The sequence below is a fragment of the Streptomyces sp. NPDC008092 genome (assembly GCF_042957285.1).
In the GTDB taxonomy this organism is placed as follows: Bacteria; Actinomycetota; Actinomycetes; order Streptomycetales; family Streptomycetaceae; genus Streptomyces.
Genome location: NZ_JBIBHY010000003.1, coordinates 304244 through 323568, shown reverse-complemented (window position 1 = coordinate 323568; position 19325 = coordinate 304244). Strand labels below are relative to the sequence as shown.

Below are 19325 nucleotides of genomic sequence, written 5' to 3'. Positions count from 1 at the left end.
TCATCCTTATGCCGTCCAGTAGGCGGTGCTCGGCACGGTGTGCGTGACACCTGCCAGCTCGCCCTCGATCTGCCGTCCGACGCTGCGCAGCTCCCGGCGCAGAACGGTACGGATGGCACGGTCCCCGAATCCGCGCGCGACACGGTCGGCCACCACGTTGTGGAGGTGGACGTCGAGGCGGCCCAGGAACCGGTCGGTGTGGGTGAAGTTGTGCGGCCGGGGGTGGCCGAGCGCGATGCCGTTGGCCGCGTCGTTGACGTCGACCTTGTATTTCGAGAGGAGAGCCCTCATCCCGGGCCCGCCCGAGCGGTTGAAGCCCGAGGGGACGATGTGGGCAGCCGCCTGCCCCGGGTTGACGAGCCGGCCCTCCCTGACCATGTTCTCCCGCAGAATCTGGGAGCAGGATTTCAGTCCCAGGTAGTCCACCCAGGTCAGCGGGTTCACCACGTAGCCGTGCGGCCGAGGGCCGGCGTCCGTGCCCAGTGGGTCCGGGCTGATGTACACCCCGGTGGCCGGGTCGTAGTGCCTGAAGTAGTTGTAGTACAGACCTGTCTCGGGGTCCTCGTACTGGCCCGGGAACCGCAAGGGGGTACCGGTTCCTGCGGCGGCTTCGGTGCGGGTGAGTCCCCAGAGTGTGGCCTGTGCCCGCCAGGCGGTTTGCCCGTCGTGGTCCACCATCTCCGTCGGGGTGCCGACCACATCCGAGACGATGGCGTAGAAACGCCGGTCCACCTCACCCTGGGGCAGCGCATCCGGCCTGCGGAGTTCCGACTGGGTCAGGGGCTTCATGTCGTCGCGCTCCCAGGTGAGCGTCGTCTCGTCGTCCGGCGTCCGGGTGGTCTGTTCCACCAGGTGCGGACCGTCCCACACGAAGCGGGTCTCCTCGACCGGGGTCTGCCCGTCCGGTCCCAGCCGGAGCTTTGCGACCCGACGGCCGAGCGCGTCGTACAGGTAGCGCCAGCGGGTGCCGTCCGGTGTGGTGCAGGCAACGAGCCGGTCCTCGGCGTCCCAGTCGTAACGCCACAGGTCAGGTTTTCGGGACAGGCGAGTCCTGCGCCGCAGGACCACCCTGCCCGCGGCGTCGTACTCGTAGTGGAGGGAGCCGGCCCGGATCACCCGCCCGCCCGAATGGGCCCGGTCGCCGCGGGCCTCCGATTCGGGCTGCGGATCCGGCCAGTCGGCTCGTGTGATGCCGCCGACCGCGTCGTACGCGTAGGCCTCGGTCCAGCTCTCGGCCTGGACCGAGGTCACCCGGCCCATCGGGTCCAGGCTGAAGGACCTCCGGCCGCGGAGCCGGTCCTGCACGGCGGTCAGGTTGCCGTCGGCCGCGTATGCGTAGGAGCGGTGCAGCGCCGAATCGGCGGATCCGCGGCGCGTCAGGCTCTGCTCCGCGAGACGGTCGCCCGTGTTCCAGCCGAAGGAGAGCTCGCAGTCGCTGTCGAGCCGACGCGCGGTCTCCCGGCCCACGGCGTCGTAGGCACAGGTCAGGACATGGCCCTCGGTGCTCAGGGCGATCCGGTTGCCGGCCGGGTCGTAGGAGTACGTCGTCACGACGCCGGCCGGGGTGGCGCGCCGCACGGGACGGTGGAGGGCGTCGTAGTCCGTGGTGAGTTCACGTCCGTCCACGGCCTCGCCGACGATGTTGCCCGCGCTGTCGTAGCGCAGTGCGAGGCTGCTGACCGGTCCGGCGGCGCCGGTGAGCCGACTCGCCTCGTCGTGTCGGTAGACGGTGACCAGGCCGTCCACCGTCTTCTCGGTCTGATTGCCCACCGAGTCGTAGGAGAATCGGACGGTCTGGCCCATGGCATTGGTGCGACCGACGAGTTGTCCCGCCGCGTCGTACGCGTAGCCGACGGTACGGCCGTCGAAGTCGGACTCGCTCAGGAGGTTGCCGGCCGCGTCGAAGGTGTAGTCCCAGGTGCGGCCGTCGGGGTTGATGACCTGGGTGAGACGCAGTTCGCTGTCGTAGCGGAAGGCGTATCGCGAGCCGTCCGGAGTGATGCGCGCGGAGAGCATGTCGAACCCGCCGTATTCAAACCGGGTGATCCGGCCCAGTCCGTCGCTGTGGGCCGTGCGGTTGCCCTCCGCGTCGTGGCTCCAGGTCTCGCGGGCCCCGTCCGGGGTGGTCCGTGAGGTGCGACGGCCTTCGACGGTCCAGGTCTGGCGGGTGGTCCTGCCCAGCGGGTCGACGATCTCCGTGTTGTGTCCGAGGGTGTCGTAGCGCAGCAGGGTCTGCGCGCCGAGCGGATCGGTCACCCGTACGGGCAGGCCTGCCGCGTTGTTCTCGAACCGGGTCACCGCGCCCAGGGCGTCCGTCATCGAGACCACGGCCCCCGTCGAGTCGCGCGTGAAGCGGGTGGTCCCTCCGCCGGCTTCCGTCAGGGACAGGCAGTTGCCCCGCGCGTCCCACTCCTGGTGGATTGCCGTGCCGTCGTAGTCCGTGATCTCGACGGGCAGCCCGAGGTCGTCGTACCGGGCTGTGGAGGCGCGCCCGTTGGGCAGCCGGACGGCGACGAGACGTCCGGCATGATCCCAGTCCATGGTCATGGTGCGTCCCAGAGCGTCCGTGCGGGACAGCATCTGGTCGCGACTGCTCCACTCGTGTTTGACGGTGTGGCCCAGCGGGTTGGTCTCGGCGACCATCTGATAGACGTCGTTGAACTGGTACCGCGTGACGTTTCCGAGCGAGTCGACGGCGACCGTCCGGTGCGACTCCTCGTCGTACTCGAAGGTGTAGTCGAGGATTCCGTCGATGCCGCGCACGGTGACACACCGCCCGGCGGAATCGTACGAGTACCGGTACCACGCGCCGTTGCGGTCCTCCCAGCCGGTGACCCTGTGGTCGGCGTCGTAGGCGAGTTTCAGGGGAAGCCCGTTGGGGTCGTGGACCTCGACGAGGTCTCCGTGCCGGTCGTAACCGTAACGGGCGAGGCTCGGCCCGTCGGGGTGGCCGGCAAGCGCCAGGGCGGTGATCCGCCCCTCCGCACAGGTCACGTCGATGCGGTAACCACCGTGATGGACGATCTCGGCGGGCAGCCCGTCCGCGTACCGCAGCGTGATCGTGTTGTCGTTGCGGTCGCTGATCACGGACAACGGCACCTCGTCCGCGGCCGCGCCGGGCTGCGGCCGGAAGGTGAGGGTACGGCCGCTCTCGCGTTGCTCCAGCGTGAACGCGCTTCCGGCCGCCCCGTCGATGCTCAGCGGCCAGTGAGGTCCCGCGACGGGAAGGACGGGGACGTCGGGGTCGGGCATCGGGTAGTGCAGAACCATGCCGTCGGCGCAGACGAACCGTACGCCGGCGGAGTCGAGCAGCAGCCGTTGATCGAGTGTGCTGGTCCAGGTGGAGCCGAAGAGTCTGCCGGTGGCCACGCCCGTACGGTGGCTGCGCTCCAGAATCAGCGGCAGGGCTCCGTCGAATGAGACATCCGTCTCATGCATGACCATCTGCCCGGTGGCCATGTCGATCGGGTCACCGCAGGTGAAGAGCTTCTTCATCGGCCGCCCGAGTCCACGGAGACTTCTGCCGAACCCCTTCACCCCCAACGCCATGCCCTTGAGCCCGGTCTTCCCGAAAGTGCGCAGCCCCTTGGCGAGTTTGCCGAGGGAGGTGATGCCCTTGCCGCCGGGTATGCAGTCCAGGGCCGCGAACGCCACGTCCCACAGAGATGCTCTGCCCTGTGAGTACTTGTAGAGCGTGTCCGCGAGCACGACGAGCGCGGCGACCAGCACGATCGCGCCGAGGATCGGCCCACCGATGATCATCGCGATGATCCCGACGACCGCGACGACGACCTTGCAGACCGTGACGATGGTGTCCCAGTTGTCCTCGAACCAGTGCCCCACGTCCTGCCACCAGTGCCGGTTCGGAATCCCGGCATCGGAGGCCTCGTCGATCCTCCGCTTCGCCTCACCCGCCGCGTCGTCGCGCATCTTCCGCGCGTCCTCGGCCATCTTCTTCGCCGCGTCCAGCGCGCTCTGGGCCGTGGTGACGTCCGACTGCGCCTGCGTGTGCGCGGACTTCGCACTCTGCACGTCCCGGGCAGCGGCCCGGACCTTCCCCTCGTCCGGCTTGTCGGCGCTCGACTTGCTGCCGGTGGGGTCGTCCTTGTACCTGTCCGCTTCCTTCGCGGCCCGCGTCACCCACGAATCCGCCGACGACAGACGGGACTTGGCGGAAGACAGGTCGGCCTGCGCCTCCTTCGCCTTCGCGAGAGCCTTGTCGGCCAGCGCCTGCGCCCGCTCCAGCTTCGGCCAGTAATCAGCGAGGGCATCGCCGCACATCTCGTACGACTTCTTCAGCTTCTTCAGGTTCTTCGGGACGTCCTTGAACTGCTCCTTGAACACCTCGGCCGACTTGCCTGCCCATTGGAGGAGGGTGTCCTCGCCGGCCATGCCCTTGACCAGGCGGAGCGCGTCGGAGACGTCGTCGGCGAAGTCGTGCAGCTGCGCGGCGAGGGTACGGACGCGCTGCGGGTCGCCGGGGGTGGGGTCCCTGTCCAGGTCGAGTGGATGCCAGTCCGCCGGTCGGTACCCCGCCATAGTCCCGCAACCCCCGTCGCGTACGCCCCGTCAACAAACCTGTGCACACGCGAACTTACAAGGAACGGCCGTTCGAGGTGAAGGGTGGCGTGCGGGCTGGGCCGTGGGGCGGGTCCGATTTGAGGGAACTCCGGTCGGCGCTCGCCAGTCAGCCTTGCCAGGCTGGTGGTAACGGCTGATCATTCGGAGGTGCGATCTGAAGTGCAGGCGTTCATCGCCGACGGCCCTTTGCCCGATTGGGACGCCAGCTCGGAGGAGATCGACCGGCGGGGCAAGCAGCTCACAGCGATTTCCAGACCGGTGACACCGGAAGAGGCCAGGTCCTTGGTCGGGTGCTTCGGCCCGGATGATTGCTACGGCGTCGCCTGGACGCTGTTGCACCTCATCGAGACGGGCCCGAATCCGGTGCTGACTGTCCAGCCCGCTCCCGACGCCAACGAGTGGCTGCACCTGCTGTGGGCGAGAGCTTTCAACGGCAGCCTTATCCCAGGTGCCTGACGGTTCGGCACCGCTGCGTCCCTGCGACGCGGTGCGGACAAGATGAAACGAGGCCGGCACCGAATTCCAAGATCATGTGAGTGTCGAGTTCCCATGAACCCTACGGAAGACCGTGCCTGCACCTGCATCCTCTCCGATTCCCCCTTGTCCTTGACCAGCTCCGCAGCCAGGCCGCGTCCATCCCGACGAGTACCCGTACCTGCTCGCATGCCTGGCGCAGGTCCCCGATCCTCGGCACCCACGCGGGATACGACACACACTTGAATTCGTCCTCGCGCTGGTGGCGGCCGCGGTCTTGACCGGGGCAACCTCGCTGGTCGCGGTCGGCGAGTGGGCCGCCGCCGCGCCCGAGCCTGTTCTCGCCGCCCTCGACGGCCGATGCGATCCGCTGACCGGGCTCTGTCCCGTGCCGAACGAAGCAACTATCCGCCGGATCCTCGCCCGCATTGACGCCGATGCGCTCGACCGGGCACTCGGCTACTGGTTGAACGGCCACGGTAAACCGCAAAGCCGCAGCCAATGAGCCGCGGACCGCGGGGTATCGCGGTGGACGGCAAGAGTCTTCGCGACGCGGCCCGGGCAATTCAGCTGCGAACTGGCGACGCACCATGGGCCATGGCGAGCCGGCGCAACCTCGCCATCGGGGCCACGCGCCTCGCCGTCGGCGGCCTGACCGTGCATGCCGCGTACGGGCACCACCCCGGCACCCGCCCGAATGATTCCCTCGGCAGGGCTTTGCGCGAAAGCCTCTGAGTTCAGCCCAGCGGACCGGTCACCGAGTCGTCGATCTTGAATTCACTGAACGTGATGCCGCAACCACTCGTCGCAGCGACTACTTGCTTCGCCGTGGTGTGGACGTGCATCGTCAACGGGGCCCCTACCTGACCTTCGGGGTAGTGGATGCCCACGTGGAACGAAATGCCGTTGGTGCCGTTCACCACGAGATGTTTCGTCCTGGCTCGGATTCGAAGGTTCCGTGTCGGCGGGAGCGGGCTGTTAGGGGCTTCCGTCCAGCCTCCCGAGCCGTCGGGAGTGCCCCAGAAGTAATTGACCTGCGCGACTTCGACGAGCTGGGCGTCTTGGGGCTCCAGGAGGTCGATGTACATCGTGATCTCGTCGAAATCGACGCCACTCCACATCGTAGGCGCGGTCGCGTCAATTTCCAGCATGGACATGGCCAGTGGGAATTGGGGTTGGTTGACCGGGACGAGCCTCGTAGTCCCGGTTTTGATTATCTCAGAGTTGCACGGCACGTCTACCTTGGTCATGACCATGGGACGACTCCCTTCGCCCGGCGGAAACCCTCGGCATTGCCACAACGTTCTGGCGAACTCACTCCGTTACTCCAATGCAAACACCGTTCTCGTTGCCCTGCTAGCCGAATACCACCAGCCGACCCCGGTGGGTATGCCGTTGTAGCCGCCGGTTGGCGCCCGAGATTGGGGGTATGAGCGACGCCGACGTACCCTCCCCGCGCGCGCCCGCCATCGCGCCCAGGGGCGAGGATCCCCACTCGCTGGCAACGGTGGCCGCGTGGCGGGGACCGGTAAGCTCCTCCTTGCCACTGGTTGTCGGGACACGACATTCGCCGAGGACGCCTCTCAGCTGCGGACGGGCCGTGGCGAGCTGGCGCCGGCGCAACCTCGCCATCGGGGCCATGCGCCTCGCCAGCATCCGGACGTCGCCGGCGCTCTCCGACACAACGCCCGCGACATCCGCCACCCGCGTGCTCTCTCCGGTCTCACATGACCACAAACCGGACATCATGTGACTTGGCCGAGGCCTTGGCCGATGGTCCACAAGCGTGAATGCTTCGGTGGCGCGGGACGCACGTTTCGGCCGGACTCAGAGTACTTCGGCGATGTCCTGGAAGAACTCCAGCATCCGGTCGTCGAGTTCGACAAGAAATTCCTCGGTTCTCGACCAGGTGCTCCTTCTGGCATCAAGTGGTCGGGGCGCCGCGCCCGCGGTCGGCGGCGGACGGTGTCAGGATCCGGATCCGGTGCGAAGACGCAGCAGCTCTTCTCGTGCGGCCGTCAACGTGTCTCCGTCCGTTCAGCGGTGGCGGCAGCCACGCAGGATCCGCCGGCCTTCGTCGATGGCGTCCACGGAGCGCAGCCACCAGTACTCCAGCTTGTCGCGCACCGTCAGATACACCCACCGGCGCTTGAACCAGGGCGGCAGGTCCCGGAACGGCACGAAGGTGAGGGTGTCCCTGATGGGGTGCTCCGCGACGCCGCCGAGGCCCTCGGCCCGCAACGCCGCGAAGAGTTCCGGGGTCAGGCGCCCGTTGAGCCGTGCCGCGTGCCCGGCCGCGACGAAGGCGTTCGTCCGCTGGAGGCCGTGCGGGAGCCCCGTCATCCTGACGATCCGGGGCGACGCCTCCTCCAGTGGGCAGTGGAACGCCAGCCCGATCACCGCCGTGCCGAGACGGTCCTCGCCGCGCTCGAACGCGGCGTCCCACTCCGCGGGGTCGTCGAGCCCCAGCAGTCCCTCGCCGGTCTCCCAGCGCACGGGGTCAGTCCGCGAACCGGAACGTCGACGTGATCGCGTCGAAGATGTCGAAGAAGGAGTCGGCGAGGTCGAGGACCTGGCTGCTGCCGGCGACCAGGGCGACCTTGCCCTCCTGGCCGGGGACCGGGATGAAGGTCTGCATCAGGACCGCGCGGATCGTGCGGCCCAGGCTGTCCTCCGGGATCGGGATGTCCTCGACGCCGTAGGTGCGGGCGGCGGGGCCGACGCCGGGGATGTCGACGGTCGTCACCTTGCGCCAGGAGTCGCCCTCCCGGTGGGCCTCCTTGGGAGCGAGCTGGGCGGCGATGGCGGCCGGGTCGTTGGAGAGGGGCGCGCCCTCGCGGGTGCGGCCGCCGACCAGCGACACCGTGACCGAGCCGGTGATCGGGGTGTCGCCGCCGAAGCTCTCCGCCATGCAGCCGCAGTACATCGCGCCCGACTTCCAGGCGTCGGCCGCGGACTTGCGGAGGAACGCGATGTACGTGTCGCGGTACTGGGCCAGCTCCGGGTACTGGGCGACGCGCTCGTTCACCATCCGCCGGATCGAGTCGTCCCGCGACTCCGGCCGCACGTCGAACTCCCACCACGACTCCGGCACCTTGATCCGGAATCCGCCGCGCTCGATCGTGAGCGTCTCCATGTAGCGGGCCATGCTGTACGCCACCCCTCCCCCGATGATCTGATATACGGTGCGGCCCAGACTACGAGACGCGCGAACGGGGGACGGTCACGTGGGCAACGGCAAGAGCGATCTCGCCATACCGCTGAGCGAGCTTGAGGACTACGGCCGCAAGCTGCGCTCCATCAAGGAGCGCCTCAACCACACCAAGAAGATGTTCGAGTCGTACAGGGACGACGTCGGCAGCGGCACGGTCTACGACGCCCTCGACGACTTCGAGTCCAACTGGCACGACGGGCGCGAGGACATCACCAAGCAGATCGACTCCCTCGCCGACATGTCCGACACCGTGGTCCGCGAGTTCAAGAAGCTGGACGACGACCTCGCGCAGAAGGCGAAGGACGCGGTACGGCAGGAGGGGCAGCCGCAGCAACAGGGTGGTGGCGGGAACAAGGCGGAGTAGTCCGCGTTCCACGGGGACAGACTCACGGCATGCCGGACACCGCACTGCTCATCATCGACATGCAGCGTGCCCTGTTGAAGGACGCCCACGACGGCGAGGCCTGCCTCGGGAGGGTCGCCGAACTCGCCGACCGGGCCCGCGCCGCGGGGGTGCCGGTCGTCTACCTGCGGCAGCAGTTCGCCCAGGTGCCCCCGGAGTGGCTCGAAGTCCATCCGACGCTGACGCCCCGGCCGGGGGACGTCGTCCTCGACAAGGACAGCGCGGACTCTTTCCTCGGCACGGCGCTCGGCGAGGTCCTGGCCGAACTCGCCGCACACCGCCTCGTCGTCACCGGCTACGCCTCCGACTACTGCGTCGACTCCACCAGCCGCAGCGCCCTCTCCCACGGCTACGACCTCGTCCTCGTCGCCGACGGCCACACCACGATGGAACGCCCGGCCGGCGCCCGGCCCACGGCCGCGCAGATCGTCGCCCACCACAACGGGATCTTCTCGGTCATCCAGTACGCGGGCCGGTCGGTCACCGTCGCTCCGGCGGCAGAGATCCGCTTCGACGTCTCAGGGGCGACCTGATCGGTCGGTGTCGGCCACGATGTTCCACGCCTGGGGCAGTTCACCGCCGCAGAAGACGCAGACGAAGTCGGCCTCCCGGACGATGTTGTGTTCCGCGCAGGCCGGGCAGCGACGGAACACGATCTCGTGGGTGAAGGCGGTGGGGCGGCCGAGCGGGATGCGGTCCAGTGCGCGGGCCACCGCAGGCCAGGACGTGACGTCGGGGCAGTAGCCCGTCGACTGGTTGCTGACCTCGCCCACCACCCGGCGCCCCGCCTCGCGTACGAAGGTGATCTCCCCGGCACCGAGTACGGCTGCTCCGCCGGCGCAGGCCACGTGCTCGCTGCGGCGGGGCGCCAGCCGTAGCAGCCCGTCGATGCCGACGACGTACGTGAACGGCTCGGCCAGCTCGGCCGGTGACTGCCGCCCGGCCCACGACTCGAAGTCGGCCACGGACGCGATCAGGGTTCCGGTGGCCGCGGACTGCCCTGCCGCGACGGCGAGTTCGGCAGGGCCGACGTAGCGGTAGCCGCGCTCCGGCGGGGCGCCGCCGAGCAGTTCCTCCAGTATCCCGTCGTACGACCGGAACCCTGCCTTGACGTGGTCCGGCGTGGGTGAGTTCGGGCGGAGCGTCGACGGCAGGCGGGCGACTCTCCACATGCGGTGGACGTGGTGCGGAGTGACGTACCCGGTCGGGTCCGCCAGGTCGCAGGCGGTGGCGAGGATCTCGGTGACCCGGGGTGCGCCCGTGGCCGCGTCCGTACCGGCGTCGAGGGCCACCGCCACCAACATGTCCAGGAACTCGGCCAGTTGGAGGTCGGCCGCCATGCGGCACATCCGGTGCACGGCCGAGGGCGACGGATCGTGGAGGCTCTCGGCCCCCGTCACCCCGGCGGACCAGAGGACGAGGAGCGGCGCGGACAGGTCGTAGTCGCGGAAGTAGCCCGTCTCGTCGGCGACCGCCTGGGCCTCCTCACGGTCGAAGGCACAGAGCGAGCAGACGGCGGCGAAGAGACGGTCCCACTGTTGCCGCCTGCCCGCCAGGAACGCGCCCACCGACACGTCGGCGAACGACCAGGTGCCGGTGGCGTTCAGCGCGCCCACGGCCACGACCGCGCCGAGCGGAGCGAACAGCTCGCGGGCGTATCTCACTCGCCGGTGGCTGCCGCGTGGGAGAGAAAGGTCGTCCAGGTGGCGGGCGGGAAGGTGAGGTGGGGCCCGCGGAACGGGGTCGCGGTGTTCTTGGAGTCGCGGCCGTGGACGGTGGCGGGGGTGGTGGCGGCTTCGACGCAGAAGTCGCCTTCGCTGCCACTGCTGTAGGAGCTGCTGTGGGAGCTGCTGTATCTGCTGTAACTGCTCTTGAACCACGTCAGACACGTCAGACCGGAGGCGTCCTCGGCCGTGGTCGTGCGCATCATGTCTCCCCCAGCAGTTGTTCGATGAAGGCCGTCGACTCACGCGGCGTGAGCGCCTGCGCCCGCACGATGCCGTACCGCAGTTCGAGGATACGGAGCTGCTTCGCATCGGACACCGGGCGGCCGTTGGCCACTGCCGGTGAACGCCCCACCGCCGAGCCGACCTCGGACTTCAGCACCTCGATTCCGTCGGCCAGCCCCACGTGCTCCTCACGATCCATCGGCATCATCTGATACTTGAGCTTCCTCAACTGCCCTGCCTCCAGCAGGTGTTCCAGCTGCGGACGGAGCACCACCCGCCCGCCGAGCGGACGCCGGAGCGTCCATTCCTCCAGCACGAAACCGAGTTCGGGCGCCGGGTCCCGCTCGAAGACGGCCTTACGGGCCACGCGCGCGGCGATGAACCGCTCCATCTCGTCCCCGCTGCACGCCGGGCGACGCATACGGCAAGCACGCGCGGCCACGCTGAGTGACGTGAATCAGGAAATCTCCACCCCCCCTCGACTGTCCGATCCGCACCTTCAGCGTGCTGCTGTCACCCACGTGCAGAGGAGCCCGCCTGGCACGGCTGCCGGCGAACGGGCAACTGCGGTCGTGGGGGCTGCCGTCGGAGGACGCCGCGCACGTCGTCGCGGAACTGGCGGCCAACGCGGCGCCGCACGGGCGGATGACGGGCCGCGGCTTCCGGCTGCTGGTGTACGTCGTCGGGACCACGGTCCGCACCGGGGTGACGGACACCTGCGAGGAGCGTCACCCCCGCCCGCAACTCCCCTCACCGGAGGACGAGAACGGCCGCGGACTGGTGATCGTCGAGGCCCTCGCCGGCCGCTGGGGCGTCTCCCTCGGGCCCCGCCCCCGCAAGACCGTCTGGGCCGAACTGACCGTCACGCGGTCCGCCGCCAGGCGGTGACGCCCGACGCCAAGTAGTAAAGAAATCCAGGGAAATCCCCCTCCCCAACCCCACCCTCCTCCCCGCCGCCGCCCGTCACCCTACGGAGTGAACATCGCCAACTGGGGTGGATTTGGTGCCGGTTGCCCGGCATATGCTCGCCGCGACGACGCCGGGTGACGGTCAGGGCAACACACGGTCACCCGCCACGCGCATACGACGGCCCCCGGCCGGGACTAGCGATCCCGATCGAGGGCCTGACCACCTAGGAAGCACAACCTTCCCGATGGATGCAGAGCACACTAGCGCGCCCTCGCGCGCCCGGTCAGCCGTTCCCGGGCCGAACCCCTCCTCCGGGGTGACCCACGTCAACGTCCGGCTCACCACGCGGTACACGGTGGTCGACAACCGCCTCCTCCAGCACCGCGAACTCTCCCTCACCGCGATCGGCCTCGCGGGCCACATCCAGTCGCTGCCGACCGGCGCCCGCGTCGACATCAAGTCGCTGACCGCGCGTTTCCCGGAGGGTGAGGTGCGGGTCGCGGCGGCGCTGCGCGAACTGGAGGCCCACGGCTACCTGTACCGGACGCGCGAGCAGCTGCCGAACGGCCGGGTGGTCTCGCGGACGGTGTCGTACCACCGGCCGACGGGGGCGGAGGAGGTACAAGAGGTTACGCCGCCACCCCCACCTCCGCAGCCGCCCCGACCGGAGCGGACACGGCCCCCGGCAGCACCGCCGCCGCGCCCGCCGAAGCCGCCGCTGCCGGAACCCACGCGCGGCACGCCCGATCCGCGGCACACGGCCACCACCCTCCTCTCCCGCCTCCACCACGACGACCCCCGCCTCCTCCTCCCCGAACGCGAGGTACGACGGCTCGCCCCGGCCGTCGACGCCTGGCTGGAACGCGGGGCTTCACCCGATGCCGTACGACGCACCCTGACGTCCTGCCTCCCGGCCGAGCCGCTCCGCCACCCGGCAGGTCTCCTGGCCCACCGCCTCACGGAGTACCTACCACCGCCACCACCGCCCGCCCCGCCGCGTCCGCTCCCCTTCCAGGACTGCGACGGCTGCGACCGCCCGTTCCGCGCCGCAGAGCCCGGCCGCTGCCGGGACTGCCGCACCCACCGGCCGCAGCAGAGAGCGGCCTGACCACCCCACTCCCAGGCCCTACCGCTACGACTACGACGAGAGGCCCCGATTCCCCTCATGGTCAGCTCCCCGCACGAAGCGATGCACCGGATCTTCCAGCAGGATCCGGGGCTCTTCCCCCGGGCCGTACGGGCGCTCGGCGTCTCGTTCAGCGATCCGGTCTCGGCATCACCGTTTCCGACCGACCTGACGGAGAACCGTCCCCTGGAACGCCGCGTCGACACCCTCCTCCGCCTCGACACGGCGAAAGACGGCAGCTTCCTGCTCGCCGTGGAGGCCCAGGGAGGGCAGGACGCCGACAAGCCCGCCAGTTGGGCCTACTACCTGGCGTATCTCTACGCCAAGTACAAAATGCCGGCCGTACTGCTGGTCGTCTGCCGGGACAGGCACGCGGCCGCCTGGGCGGCACAGCAGGTCAGCCTCGGTCCCCCGCAGTGGCCCACCCTCACCTTGCGCCCGCTCGTCCTGGGTCCGGACACCGTGCCCGTCATCGACACTCCGGAGGCAGCCGCCAAGGACATCTCCCTCGCGGTGCTGTCCTCCGCGCTGCACAGCCGCGCGCCGGAGTCCGATGCCATACTGAAAGCACTGGCAGCCGCCCTGAAGGGCCTGCAGGCCGACGACGAAGACACCGCGAGCATCTACATCGAGCTCACCGAACAAGGCCTGGGCAAGACGCCGGCCGCGGACCTCTGGAGGCACCTCATGGCCGTCGACCTCTCCATCTTCCAGTCCCAGACGGCCCAGGCCCTGCGCGCCGAAGGTCATTTCGAAGGGCTCTCCGAAGGTCTCGCCGAAGCTCTCCTCGTCGTCCTCGGTGGCCGTGGCATCGACGTCAGCGACGAAGCCCGCGAGCGCATCACCGCCTGCGACGACCACGACACCCTCACCACCTGGCTGACCCGTGCCGCCACCGCCACCACCACGGCCGAGCTCTTCGAGCAGCCCAAGTAAAAGGACGGGTTAATTCCGGGTTATTCGAAATGAACGAACTCCGGAAATACCGCTCGCGGAAATCTGTGATTTTCCTTCACTGATCATTTCCAAACCCTGTGACATTTTCTGACCCTGGCTTTACCATCGCCCAATGCGTATTTCCGAGGTCGAAGCCGCCAACGCCCGCATGCTGGCCCACGCGCCATCGGTCAGGCCGGTCGCCACCGGGGACATCATCCGCGTGCACCGCAAGAAGTTCCCGTACCGGGGCTACGTGGAGATCGAGTCGCCGTACTGTCCGCCGTTCGTGATGTTCTGCGTGAACGACGATGCGGTGGCCATGGACACCCTGTGGAACGGGACGTTCGGCTACGAGCCCGGCACGCTCGCCACCTGGTCGCGGCTGGCCGCTCGGAGTTCGACCATCGCGGACGTCGGTGCCCACGTCGGCTACTTCTCGATGATCGCCGCGCATGCCAACCCGAAGGCGAAGGTGCACTCCTTCGAACCGGTCGACCAGATCCACGCCCGGCTCTCGGTGAACGTCCGCTCCAACGGCGTCCAGAACATCAAGCTCCACCAGGCCGGCGTCTCCAGCGAGCCCGGCTGGGCCGACATCAGCGTCCGTTTCTCCGGGAACCTGCTCTCCACCGGCTCCACCCTGGAAGGCGGCGCCGCCCCCGACGCCCAGCACAAGCGCATCAAGCTCCTCACCCTCGACGAGGTGTTCGCCGAGACCAAGCTGGACCTCGTCAAGATCGACGTGGAGGGACACGAGATGTCGGTGCTCCACGGCGCCCGGCAGGTGCTGAAGCGGGACCGGCCGACCCTGGTGATGGAGGCCCTGGTCGACGCCTCCCTCGACGACCTCGTCGGCGAGTTCGAGCCCCTCGGCTACGAGGTCCACTGGATCGCCGAGCACGACGGCACGCTGGTCCCCTGGTACGAGCCCCGGCCGCCGCACACCCGCAACCTGCTCTTCGCGCCGCAGGCCTGAGGCTGTCCCCACCCCCGGCCCACCCGTCTGCCGGATGGTCGGGGCACCTCGGCGTCCGGCACCGTGAAGGACGGAAACGTCACTCACGTGCAGGGGGAAGGACGCCATCGTGCGCAACGCCGTCGGGACCACAGCAGCTCTCCTCGCCCTGGCCCTGGCCGTACCGGCCGCGGCGGCGGCACCGGCCACCACCGCAGCCACCGCCACCGCCACCGGGCTGTGGCGCATGGACGGCTACGGGACCGTCCTCGCCATCGACGGACAAGGGGCGCAGGAGTACCAGACGACCGCCGTCAGCTGCCTGAAGGGGTACTTCGCGAAGGCGGCCGCGGCACCGGGGACGTACGACGTCGAAGGTGCCGTGCTCACCGTGCGGCCCGCCCCGGACGGGGAACACGCCCGGTTCGGCGTCGACGTCGCGGTGGGGCACCGGCAGCTGCGCCGGATCGGCTCCCTGCCCGCCGCCTGCACCCGCCCGGCCCCGACCGACCCGCGCACCGCCTTCGACGTCTTCTGGCAGTCGTTCGAGGAGAACTACCCCTTCTTCGCCGCCAAGGGCATCGACTGGCACGCCGTACGCGACCGCTACCGGCCCCTCGTCCACAGGAACACCACCCGGGCCCAGCTCTTCGACATCTTCAGCCGCATGATCACCCCGCTGCACGACGCGCACGTCCTCGTCCAGGACGGCGACCGGCACTACGGGGTGGCGAGGCCGGGCACCGTGATCCCCACCGAGGAACTCGACGACAAGGTGAAGAAGTTCGTCGTCGAACGCGACCTCGCGCAGGCCACCGGTCGGCAGGACTTCGCGGGTGGCCTCATCACGTACGCCGACCTGAAGCAGCAGGGCCTGGGCTACCTCCGGATCGCGCGCTTCGACGGATACGACGGTGACGACCCGTCGTACACCGCCCAGCTCGCCGAACTCGACCGGGCGCTCGACACCGTCCTCACCCCCGCCCGCACCCGCGCCCTCCGCGGCCTGGTCATCGACCTCCGTGTCAACGGCGGCGGCTCCGACGCCCTCGGCATCCGCATCGCCGAACGCCTCACCGACACGCCCTACGTCGCCTACGCCAAGCGCGCCCGCAACGACCCGGCCGACCCGACCAGGCACACCCGCCCCGAGCCGATCCCGGTCACGCCGTTCCACGGCCCCCGCTACACCGGCCCGGTCGCCCTCCTCACCGGCGGCTCCACCGTCAGCGCCGGCGAGACCTTCACCCAGGCCCTGATCGACCGGCCGGGACGGACCCTCCGGATCGGGCAGGCGACCCAGGGCGTCTTCTCCGACGTCATGGTCCGCAGCCTCCCCAACGGCATGACGGTCTGGCTGCCCAACGAGGAGTACCTGACCCGGACCGGCCGCACCTTCGACGGCACCGGGATCCCGCCGCAGATCAGCGAACCGGTCTTCACGGACGAGGAGTTCGCACACCACCGCGACTCGGCGTTCGACCGGGCCGTGGAGCTGCTGCGGTCCGCCCGCTGATCACCGGCCCCCAGCCTCCCCTCCCCTCCCTCCTCCTAGATCCGTCGGCTCTCCAGCGGCCCCAGATACGTCGGCGTCAGCCCGCCCGTGTCGAGCACCAGGCGCTGCACCACCACCGTGGGGTCCACCGACCAGAACGTCAGGCGGTGGACCCCGGCGGACGCCAGGGTGTGGCGGGTCGCCGTCCGGTTGACGTGGTCGGAGGTGTTGCGGGCCCACACCGTGTTGAGCAGGCCGTCGTCCGCGCCCGCCGTGATGTCGACCTGCTGGGGCGCCTCGTCGTCGAGGGACAGGGCGTAGTGCAGACCGGTGCCCGTGGGCAGCGCCGGGTTCCGCGGGGACAGGTACGCCCACACCGTCACCTCGCCCGCCGACAGCAGGCTCACCTCGTACTCCAGGCGGGGCCAGGAGCCGCCCCAGCCGCCCGTCACCGGCCACGCCGTCATCCCCGCGCCGGTGCGGCCGATCCCGTCCAGCCGGCGCCACTGCCCGACCGCCCGGTCGTAGTGCTCCGCGTCGATCGCCACATAGCCGCCCGCCTCCACGAACCCCCGCAGGCCACGGGCCGACGGCCGCTCCGCGACACACCGGACCGTCACCGACTCCCCCGCCCCGCCGACCGTCAGGAACCCGGCGGACCGCCCGGCCGGTGCCCGCGACCAGTCGACCCGCACTTCCACTCTGACCTGCTCCGCCACCCGCCCCCGCGGACGGTCCACCGTCAGCCACGGCACCGACGCCGACACCCGGTAGTCGAACGGCGTACGACCCCGGTTGAAGATCTCCACGTACTGCTGCGGACGAGTCTGGTACGGGCTGAACGGCGGCAGGGTCATGGCTCCCTCGGCCGCGACTCCGGCTCCGGCTCGGGCCCCAGTCCCAGTCCCAGTCCCAGTCCCTGAAGCGTCCGCATCCACCGACACCCCCAGCCCCGCCGCCTCCGGCACCTCGATCCGCCGTACGGCCGGGAACAGGACGTCCGGCAGTGCCACGTTGTCCTTCTCCGGCTGCTGCCAGGGCGCGTTGGGGCCGTACCGGTCCACGTCCCCGTAGTCGATGTGCGGCTGGGTCTGGAAACCCTGCCATTTGCCGCCCGCCACCTGCGAGTTGAAGCGGTCGGCCAGGGCGAGGTCCCGTTCCAGGGCCTGCTCCGCCAGCGTGGCGAGGGTGTTCGTCGCGGCTCTGCCCTGCCGTGCGTACAGCAGGTTCGTGAACTCGGCGGCCCGCAGCGCGTACAGGTTCGCGGTGGCCGTCACCTCGTACCCGACCAGTTCGAACCACGCGTCCTGGGCGGCCGCCGGGAGCCGCCGGGCGATCCGCGTCGCGCGGCGTCCCAGCTCCTGCCACTCCGCCGTCACCCGCTCCAGCTCACCGTGGCCGAAGGAGAAGGGCGTCTGCCGGTCGTCGTAGACGACCTGGCCGTCGTCCGCCAGCGTGATCCGGCGGTTCAGCAGCTCCGGCTTGCGGCGCGCCTGCAACCGGCCGTAACGGGCGAGCAGTTCGGCGATCTCCGGGGCCGTCGCGGCGCCGAAGTTCTGGCGGGCGTACCGCCGTTCCCACTCCCCCAGCCGGTCGAAGGTCCAACGCTCCGGACTCCAGGCATAGTTCAGGAAGAACTCGGTCGGGAGTTCGTTCCCCTTCAGGTCGCCGACGTTGGCCACCCACAGGCCGTGGTTGCCGTAGGCGTGCGCCTGGTGGAGCTGGTCCCAGACGTTGCGGAGGTTGGCGGTGTCGACCCACTTGTAGTTGCGGCCGGCTCCGACGTAGTCGAAGTGGTAGTAGAGGCCGTACCCGCCGTCGCGCGGCTCCGCGGGGGAAGGGTGCTTGCGGATGTTGCCCCAGTTGTCGTCCGTCAGGACCACGGTCACGTCGTCGGGCGCCCGTAGCCCACGGTCCCAGTAGCGCTGGACCTCCTTGTACAGGGTCCACACCTGGGGGGTCTCGGCGGCCGGTCTCCCGGTCACCTCCTCGATGATCTGCCGTTGCGCCGCAATGATCTCCCGCATCAGCTCGATGCCGTCGCCGTCGGGCAGGCCGGTGTCGCCGTTGCCGCGCATGCCGAGGGTGACCACGCCCTCGAAGCCCTGGTCGACCATGCGCTGGATGCCGGCCCGCCAGTAGGCGCGGACGGCCTCGGCGTTGCGGAGGTAGGACCATTCACCGGTGCCGCCGTAGGGGTCGGTGCCGCCCGTCGCGTGGCGGTTCCATTCCTCGATCCCGCGCATCATCGGCGCCTCGTGCGATGTGCCCATGACAACGCCGTACAAGGCGGCCCGCCGGTGGTTCTCCGGGTCGTCCTCCGCGAACGCCCGCCCCCAGACGGCCGGCCAGAGGTAGTTGCCCTTCAGCCGCAGCAGCACCTCGAAGACGCGGGCGTAGAAGTCCGCGTTGAAGCCGCCCGGATAGCCGGAGGCCTTGCCCGGGCCGAAGTGCGCCGGCGCCCAGGTGCCGAGCGCCGGGTTCTCGTCGTTGACGAAGAAGCCGCGGTACTTCACCGCCGGGGTGCCCTGGGTGTGGCGGCCGGGCAGCACCCAGACCTCGTCGCGGTGGACCGGGGGCACGTCGTCCCACCAGTACCAGGGTGAGACGCCGATGCCGTACGAGACGTCGTACGCCCCGAAGATCGTGCCGCGCGGGTCGCTGCCCGCGATGACGAAGGCCTGGTCCACGCCGGGCATCGGGTGGTCGACCACCGTCTGGAGCGAGGTCTCCCAGCGGTCCCGGACCCCCGTCACGTCCAGCTTGCCGGAGGCCACCAGGCCGTCGATCAGCGGGCTGCGGCCGATCGTGCCGACGAGGACCGCGCGGCGGGCGGTCGTCGCGGCCGGCCGTACCCCGGTCACCCGCTCGATGTCGTCGCGGAGGTCGCCCGCCACCCGTACGACTCCGGGGTGGTCGTCGGCGCTCACCACGACGGGGGCGCCGACGAGCGGGAACGCGCCGCCGGTGAAGGAGATGTACGCGCCCGGGTCCGTGACCCGCGGTCCGCCGTCGCTCCCGTCCGCCCACGCGGTCCCCGCCGACAGCGCCGGCACCGCGGCGACTCCGGCGCCCACCGCGCCCACCGCGCCCACCGCGCCCACCGCGCCCACCGCGCCCAGGACAGTCCTCCGGCTGACAGACATGGCCCACCCCTCCACCCGAATGCGGTCACCGAATTTGCTCAGCGGCATGACAAATGGTGGGGCGAGGGGCCCGTGCGGACCAGGGGGCGCGGGCGCCGAATAGTTTCGAACCCCGCGCGACGGCCCGGGACGGC

The 19325-nt window shown here is 69.9% G+C and carries 16 protein-coding genes and 1 pseudogene; 9 read left to right on the top strand and 8 right to left on the bottom strand.

Annotated elements, in window-relative coordinates; genetic code table 11:
• Nucleotides 1-6: 6 nt before the first annotated feature.
• Complete coding sequence (locus tag ACFZB3_RS10695) at nt 7-4539, bottom strand: RHS repeat-associated core domain-containing protein (RefSeq protein ID WP_391372871.1); 4533 nt, start codon at nt 4537-4539, stop codon at nt 7-9.
• A gap of 189 nt (nt 4540-4728) precedes the next feature.
• Here ACFZB3_RS10695 and ACFZB3_RS10690 point away from each other — a divergent pair, with 189 nt between their 5' ends.
• Nucleotides 4729-5037, top strand: coding sequence for a hypothetical protein (locus ACFZB3_RS10690; RefSeq protein ID WP_391372869.1), 309 nt, complete (start codon nt 4729-4731; stop codon nt 5035-5037).
• A gap of 199 nt (nt 5038-5236) precedes the next feature.
• The gene (locus tag ACFZB3_RS10685; protein WP_391374018.1) at nt 5237-5560 is read left to right on the top strand and encodes a transposase family protein; all 324 of its coding nucleotides are present in this window, start codon (nt 5237-5239) and stop codon (nt 5558-5560) included.
• 232 nt (nt 5561-5792) lie between these two features.
• Here the strand turns inward: ACFZB3_RS10685 and ACFZB3_RS10680 are convergent, their stop codons facing one another.
• From ACFZB3_RS10680 to ACFZB3_RS10670, 3 genes are all read right to left on the bottom strand, one after another.
• Nucleotides 5793-6311: a hypothetical protein gene (locus tag ACFZB3_RS10680; RefSeq protein ID WP_391372866.1), complete on the bottom strand. Its 519-nt coding sequence runs from the start codon at nt 6309-6311 to the stop codon at nt 5793-5795.
• A 781-nt stretch (nt 6312-7092) separates the two neighbouring features.
• Nucleotides 7093-7551 carry a hypothetical protein gene (locus ACFZB3_RS10675; protein WP_391372863.1) on the bottom strand — a complete coding sequence of 153 codons (459 nt, stop codon included), beginning with the start codon at nt 7549-7551 and terminating at the stop codon, nt 7093-7095.
• 4 nt (nt 7552-7555) lie between these two features.
• The gene (locus tag ACFZB3_RS10670; RefSeq protein WP_391374016.1) at nt 7556-8203 is read right to left on the bottom strand and encodes a hypothetical protein; all 648 of its coding nucleotides are present in this window, start codon (nt 8201-8203) and stop codon (nt 7556-7558) included.
• A gap of 79 nt (nt 8204-8282) precedes the next feature.
• Here ACFZB3_RS10670 and ACFZB3_RS10665 point away from each other — a divergent pair, with 79 nt between their 5' ends.
• Nucleotides 8283-8633: a hypothetical protein gene (locus ACFZB3_RS10665; protein WP_391372860.1), complete on the top strand. Its 351-nt coding sequence runs from the start codon at nt 8283-8285 to the stop codon at nt 8631-8633.
• A gap of 29 nt (nt 8634-8662) precedes the next feature.
• On the top strand, nt 8663-9205 hold the full coding sequence (locus ACFZB3_RS10660) for an isochorismatase family protein (RefSeq protein WP_391372858.1): 543 nt from the start codon (nt 8663-8665) through the stop codon (nt 9203-9205).
• Here the strand turns inward: ACFZB3_RS10660 and ACFZB3_RS10655 are convergent.
• The 3 genes and pseudogenes from ACFZB3_RS10655 to ACFZB3_RS10645 form a co-directional block, all read right to left on the bottom strand.
• The gene (locus ACFZB3_RS10655) at nt 9191-9742 is read right to left on the bottom strand and encodes a hypothetical protein (RefSeq protein WP_391374013.1); all 552 of its coding nucleotides are present in this window, start codon (nt 9740-9742) and stop codon (nt 9191-9193) included. The genes ACFZB3_RS10660 and ACFZB3_RS10655 overlap by 15 nt on opposite strands.
• 590 nt (nt 9743-10332) lie before the next feature.
• Nucleotides 10333-10599, bottom strand: coding sequence for a DUF397 domain-containing protein (locus ACFZB3_RS10650; protein ID WP_391372856.1), 267 nt, complete (start codon nt 10597-10599; stop codon nt 10333-10335).
• Nucleotides 10599-11045, bottom strand: a pseudogene (locus ACFZB3_RS10645) (Scr1 family TA system antitoxin-like transcriptional regulator); the annotation flags it as partial. The gene ACFZB3_RS10650 and the pseudogene ACFZB3_RS10645, both read right to left, overlap by 1 nt.
• Before the next feature lie 80 nt (nt 11046-11125).
• On the opposite strand from ACFZB3_RS10645, the gene ACFZB3_RS10640 reads away from it, so the two are divergent.
• The 5 genes from ACFZB3_RS10640 to ACFZB3_RS10620 all read left to right on the top strand — a co-directional run bounded on the left by ACFZB3_RS10640 (nt 11126) and on the right by ACFZB3_RS10620 (nt 16066).
• Nucleotides 11126-11509 (top strand): ATP-binding protein, encoded by a 384-nt coding sequence (locus tag ACFZB3_RS10640; protein ID WP_391372853.1) that lies wholly within the window; start codon nt 11126-11128, stop codon nt 11507-11509.
• Between the two features lie 337 nt (nt 11510-11846).
• Nucleotides 11847-12638: a helix-turn-helix domain-containing protein gene (locus tag ACFZB3_RS10635; RefSeq protein ID WP_391372850.1), complete on the top strand. Its 792-nt coding sequence runs from the start codon at nt 11847-11849 to the stop codon at nt 12636-12638.
• Nucleotides 12639-12695: 57 nt separating this feature from the next.
• Entirely contained in the window at nt 12696-13592 is an 897-nt protein-coding gene (locus ACFZB3_RS10630; protein ID WP_391372848.1) for a hypothetical protein, read from the top strand.
• A 133-nt stretch (nt 13593-13725) separates the two neighbouring features.
• Nucleotides 13726-14571, top strand: coding sequence for an FkbM family methyltransferase (locus tag ACFZB3_RS10625; protein ID WP_391372846.1), 846 nt, complete (start codon nt 13726-13728; stop codon nt 14569-14571).
• A 109-nt stretch (nt 14572-14680) separates the two neighbouring features.
• Nucleotides 14681-16066, top strand: a complete 1386-nt coding sequence (locus ACFZB3_RS10620; RefSeq protein ID WP_391372843.1) for a S41 family peptidase — start codon at nt 14681-14683, stop codon at nt 16064-16066.
• 35 nt (nt 16067-16101) lie between these two features.
• On the opposite strand, the gene ACFZB3_RS10615 is transcribed toward ACFZB3_RS10620, so the two are convergent.
• Nucleotides 16102-19191, bottom strand: a complete 3090-nt coding sequence (locus ACFZB3_RS10615; RefSeq protein WP_391372840.1) for a glycosyl hydrolase 115 family protein — start codon at nt 19189-19191, stop codon at nt 16102-16104.
• Nucleotides 19192-19325: the final 134 nt, after the last annotated feature.

What these genes read in the sequence shown, in the direction of transcription:
- ACFZB3_RS10695 (WP_391372871.1), bottom strand. Translation starts at nt 4,539, where the DNA reads ATGGCGGGGTACCGACCGGCGGACTGGCATCCACTCGACCTGGACAGG.
- ACFZB3_RS10680 (WP_391372866.1), bottom strand. Translation starts at nt 6,311, where the DNA reads ATGGTCATGACCAAGGTAGACGTGCCGTGCAACTCTGAGATAATCAAA.
- ACFZB3_RS10670 (WP_391374016.1), bottom strand. Translation starts at nt 8,203, where the DNA reads ATGGCCCGCTACATGGAGACGCTCACGATCGAGCGCGGCGGATTCCGG.
- ACFZB3_RS10660 (WP_391372858.1), top strand. Translation starts at nt 8,663, where the DNA reads ATGCCGGACACCGCACTGCTCATCATCGACATGCAGCGTGCCCTGTTG.
- ACFZB3_RS10650 (WP_391372856.1), bottom strand. Translation starts at nt 10,599, where the DNA reads ATGCGCACGACCACGGCCGAGGACGCCTCCGGTCTGACGTGTCTGACG.
- ACFZB3_RS10630 (WP_391372848.1), top strand. Translation starts at nt 12,696, where the DNA reads ATGGTCAGCTCCCCGCACGAAGCGATGCACCGGATCTTCCAGCAGGAT.
- ACFZB3_RS10625 (WP_391372846.1), top strand. Translation starts at nt 13,726, where the DNA reads ATGCGTATTTCCGAGGTCGAAGCCGCCAACGCCCGCATGCTGGCCCAC.
- ACFZB3_RS10615 (WP_391372840.1), bottom strand. Translation starts at nt 19,191, where the DNA reads ATGTCTGTCAGCCGGAGGACTGTCCTGGGCGCGGTGGGCGCGGTGGGC.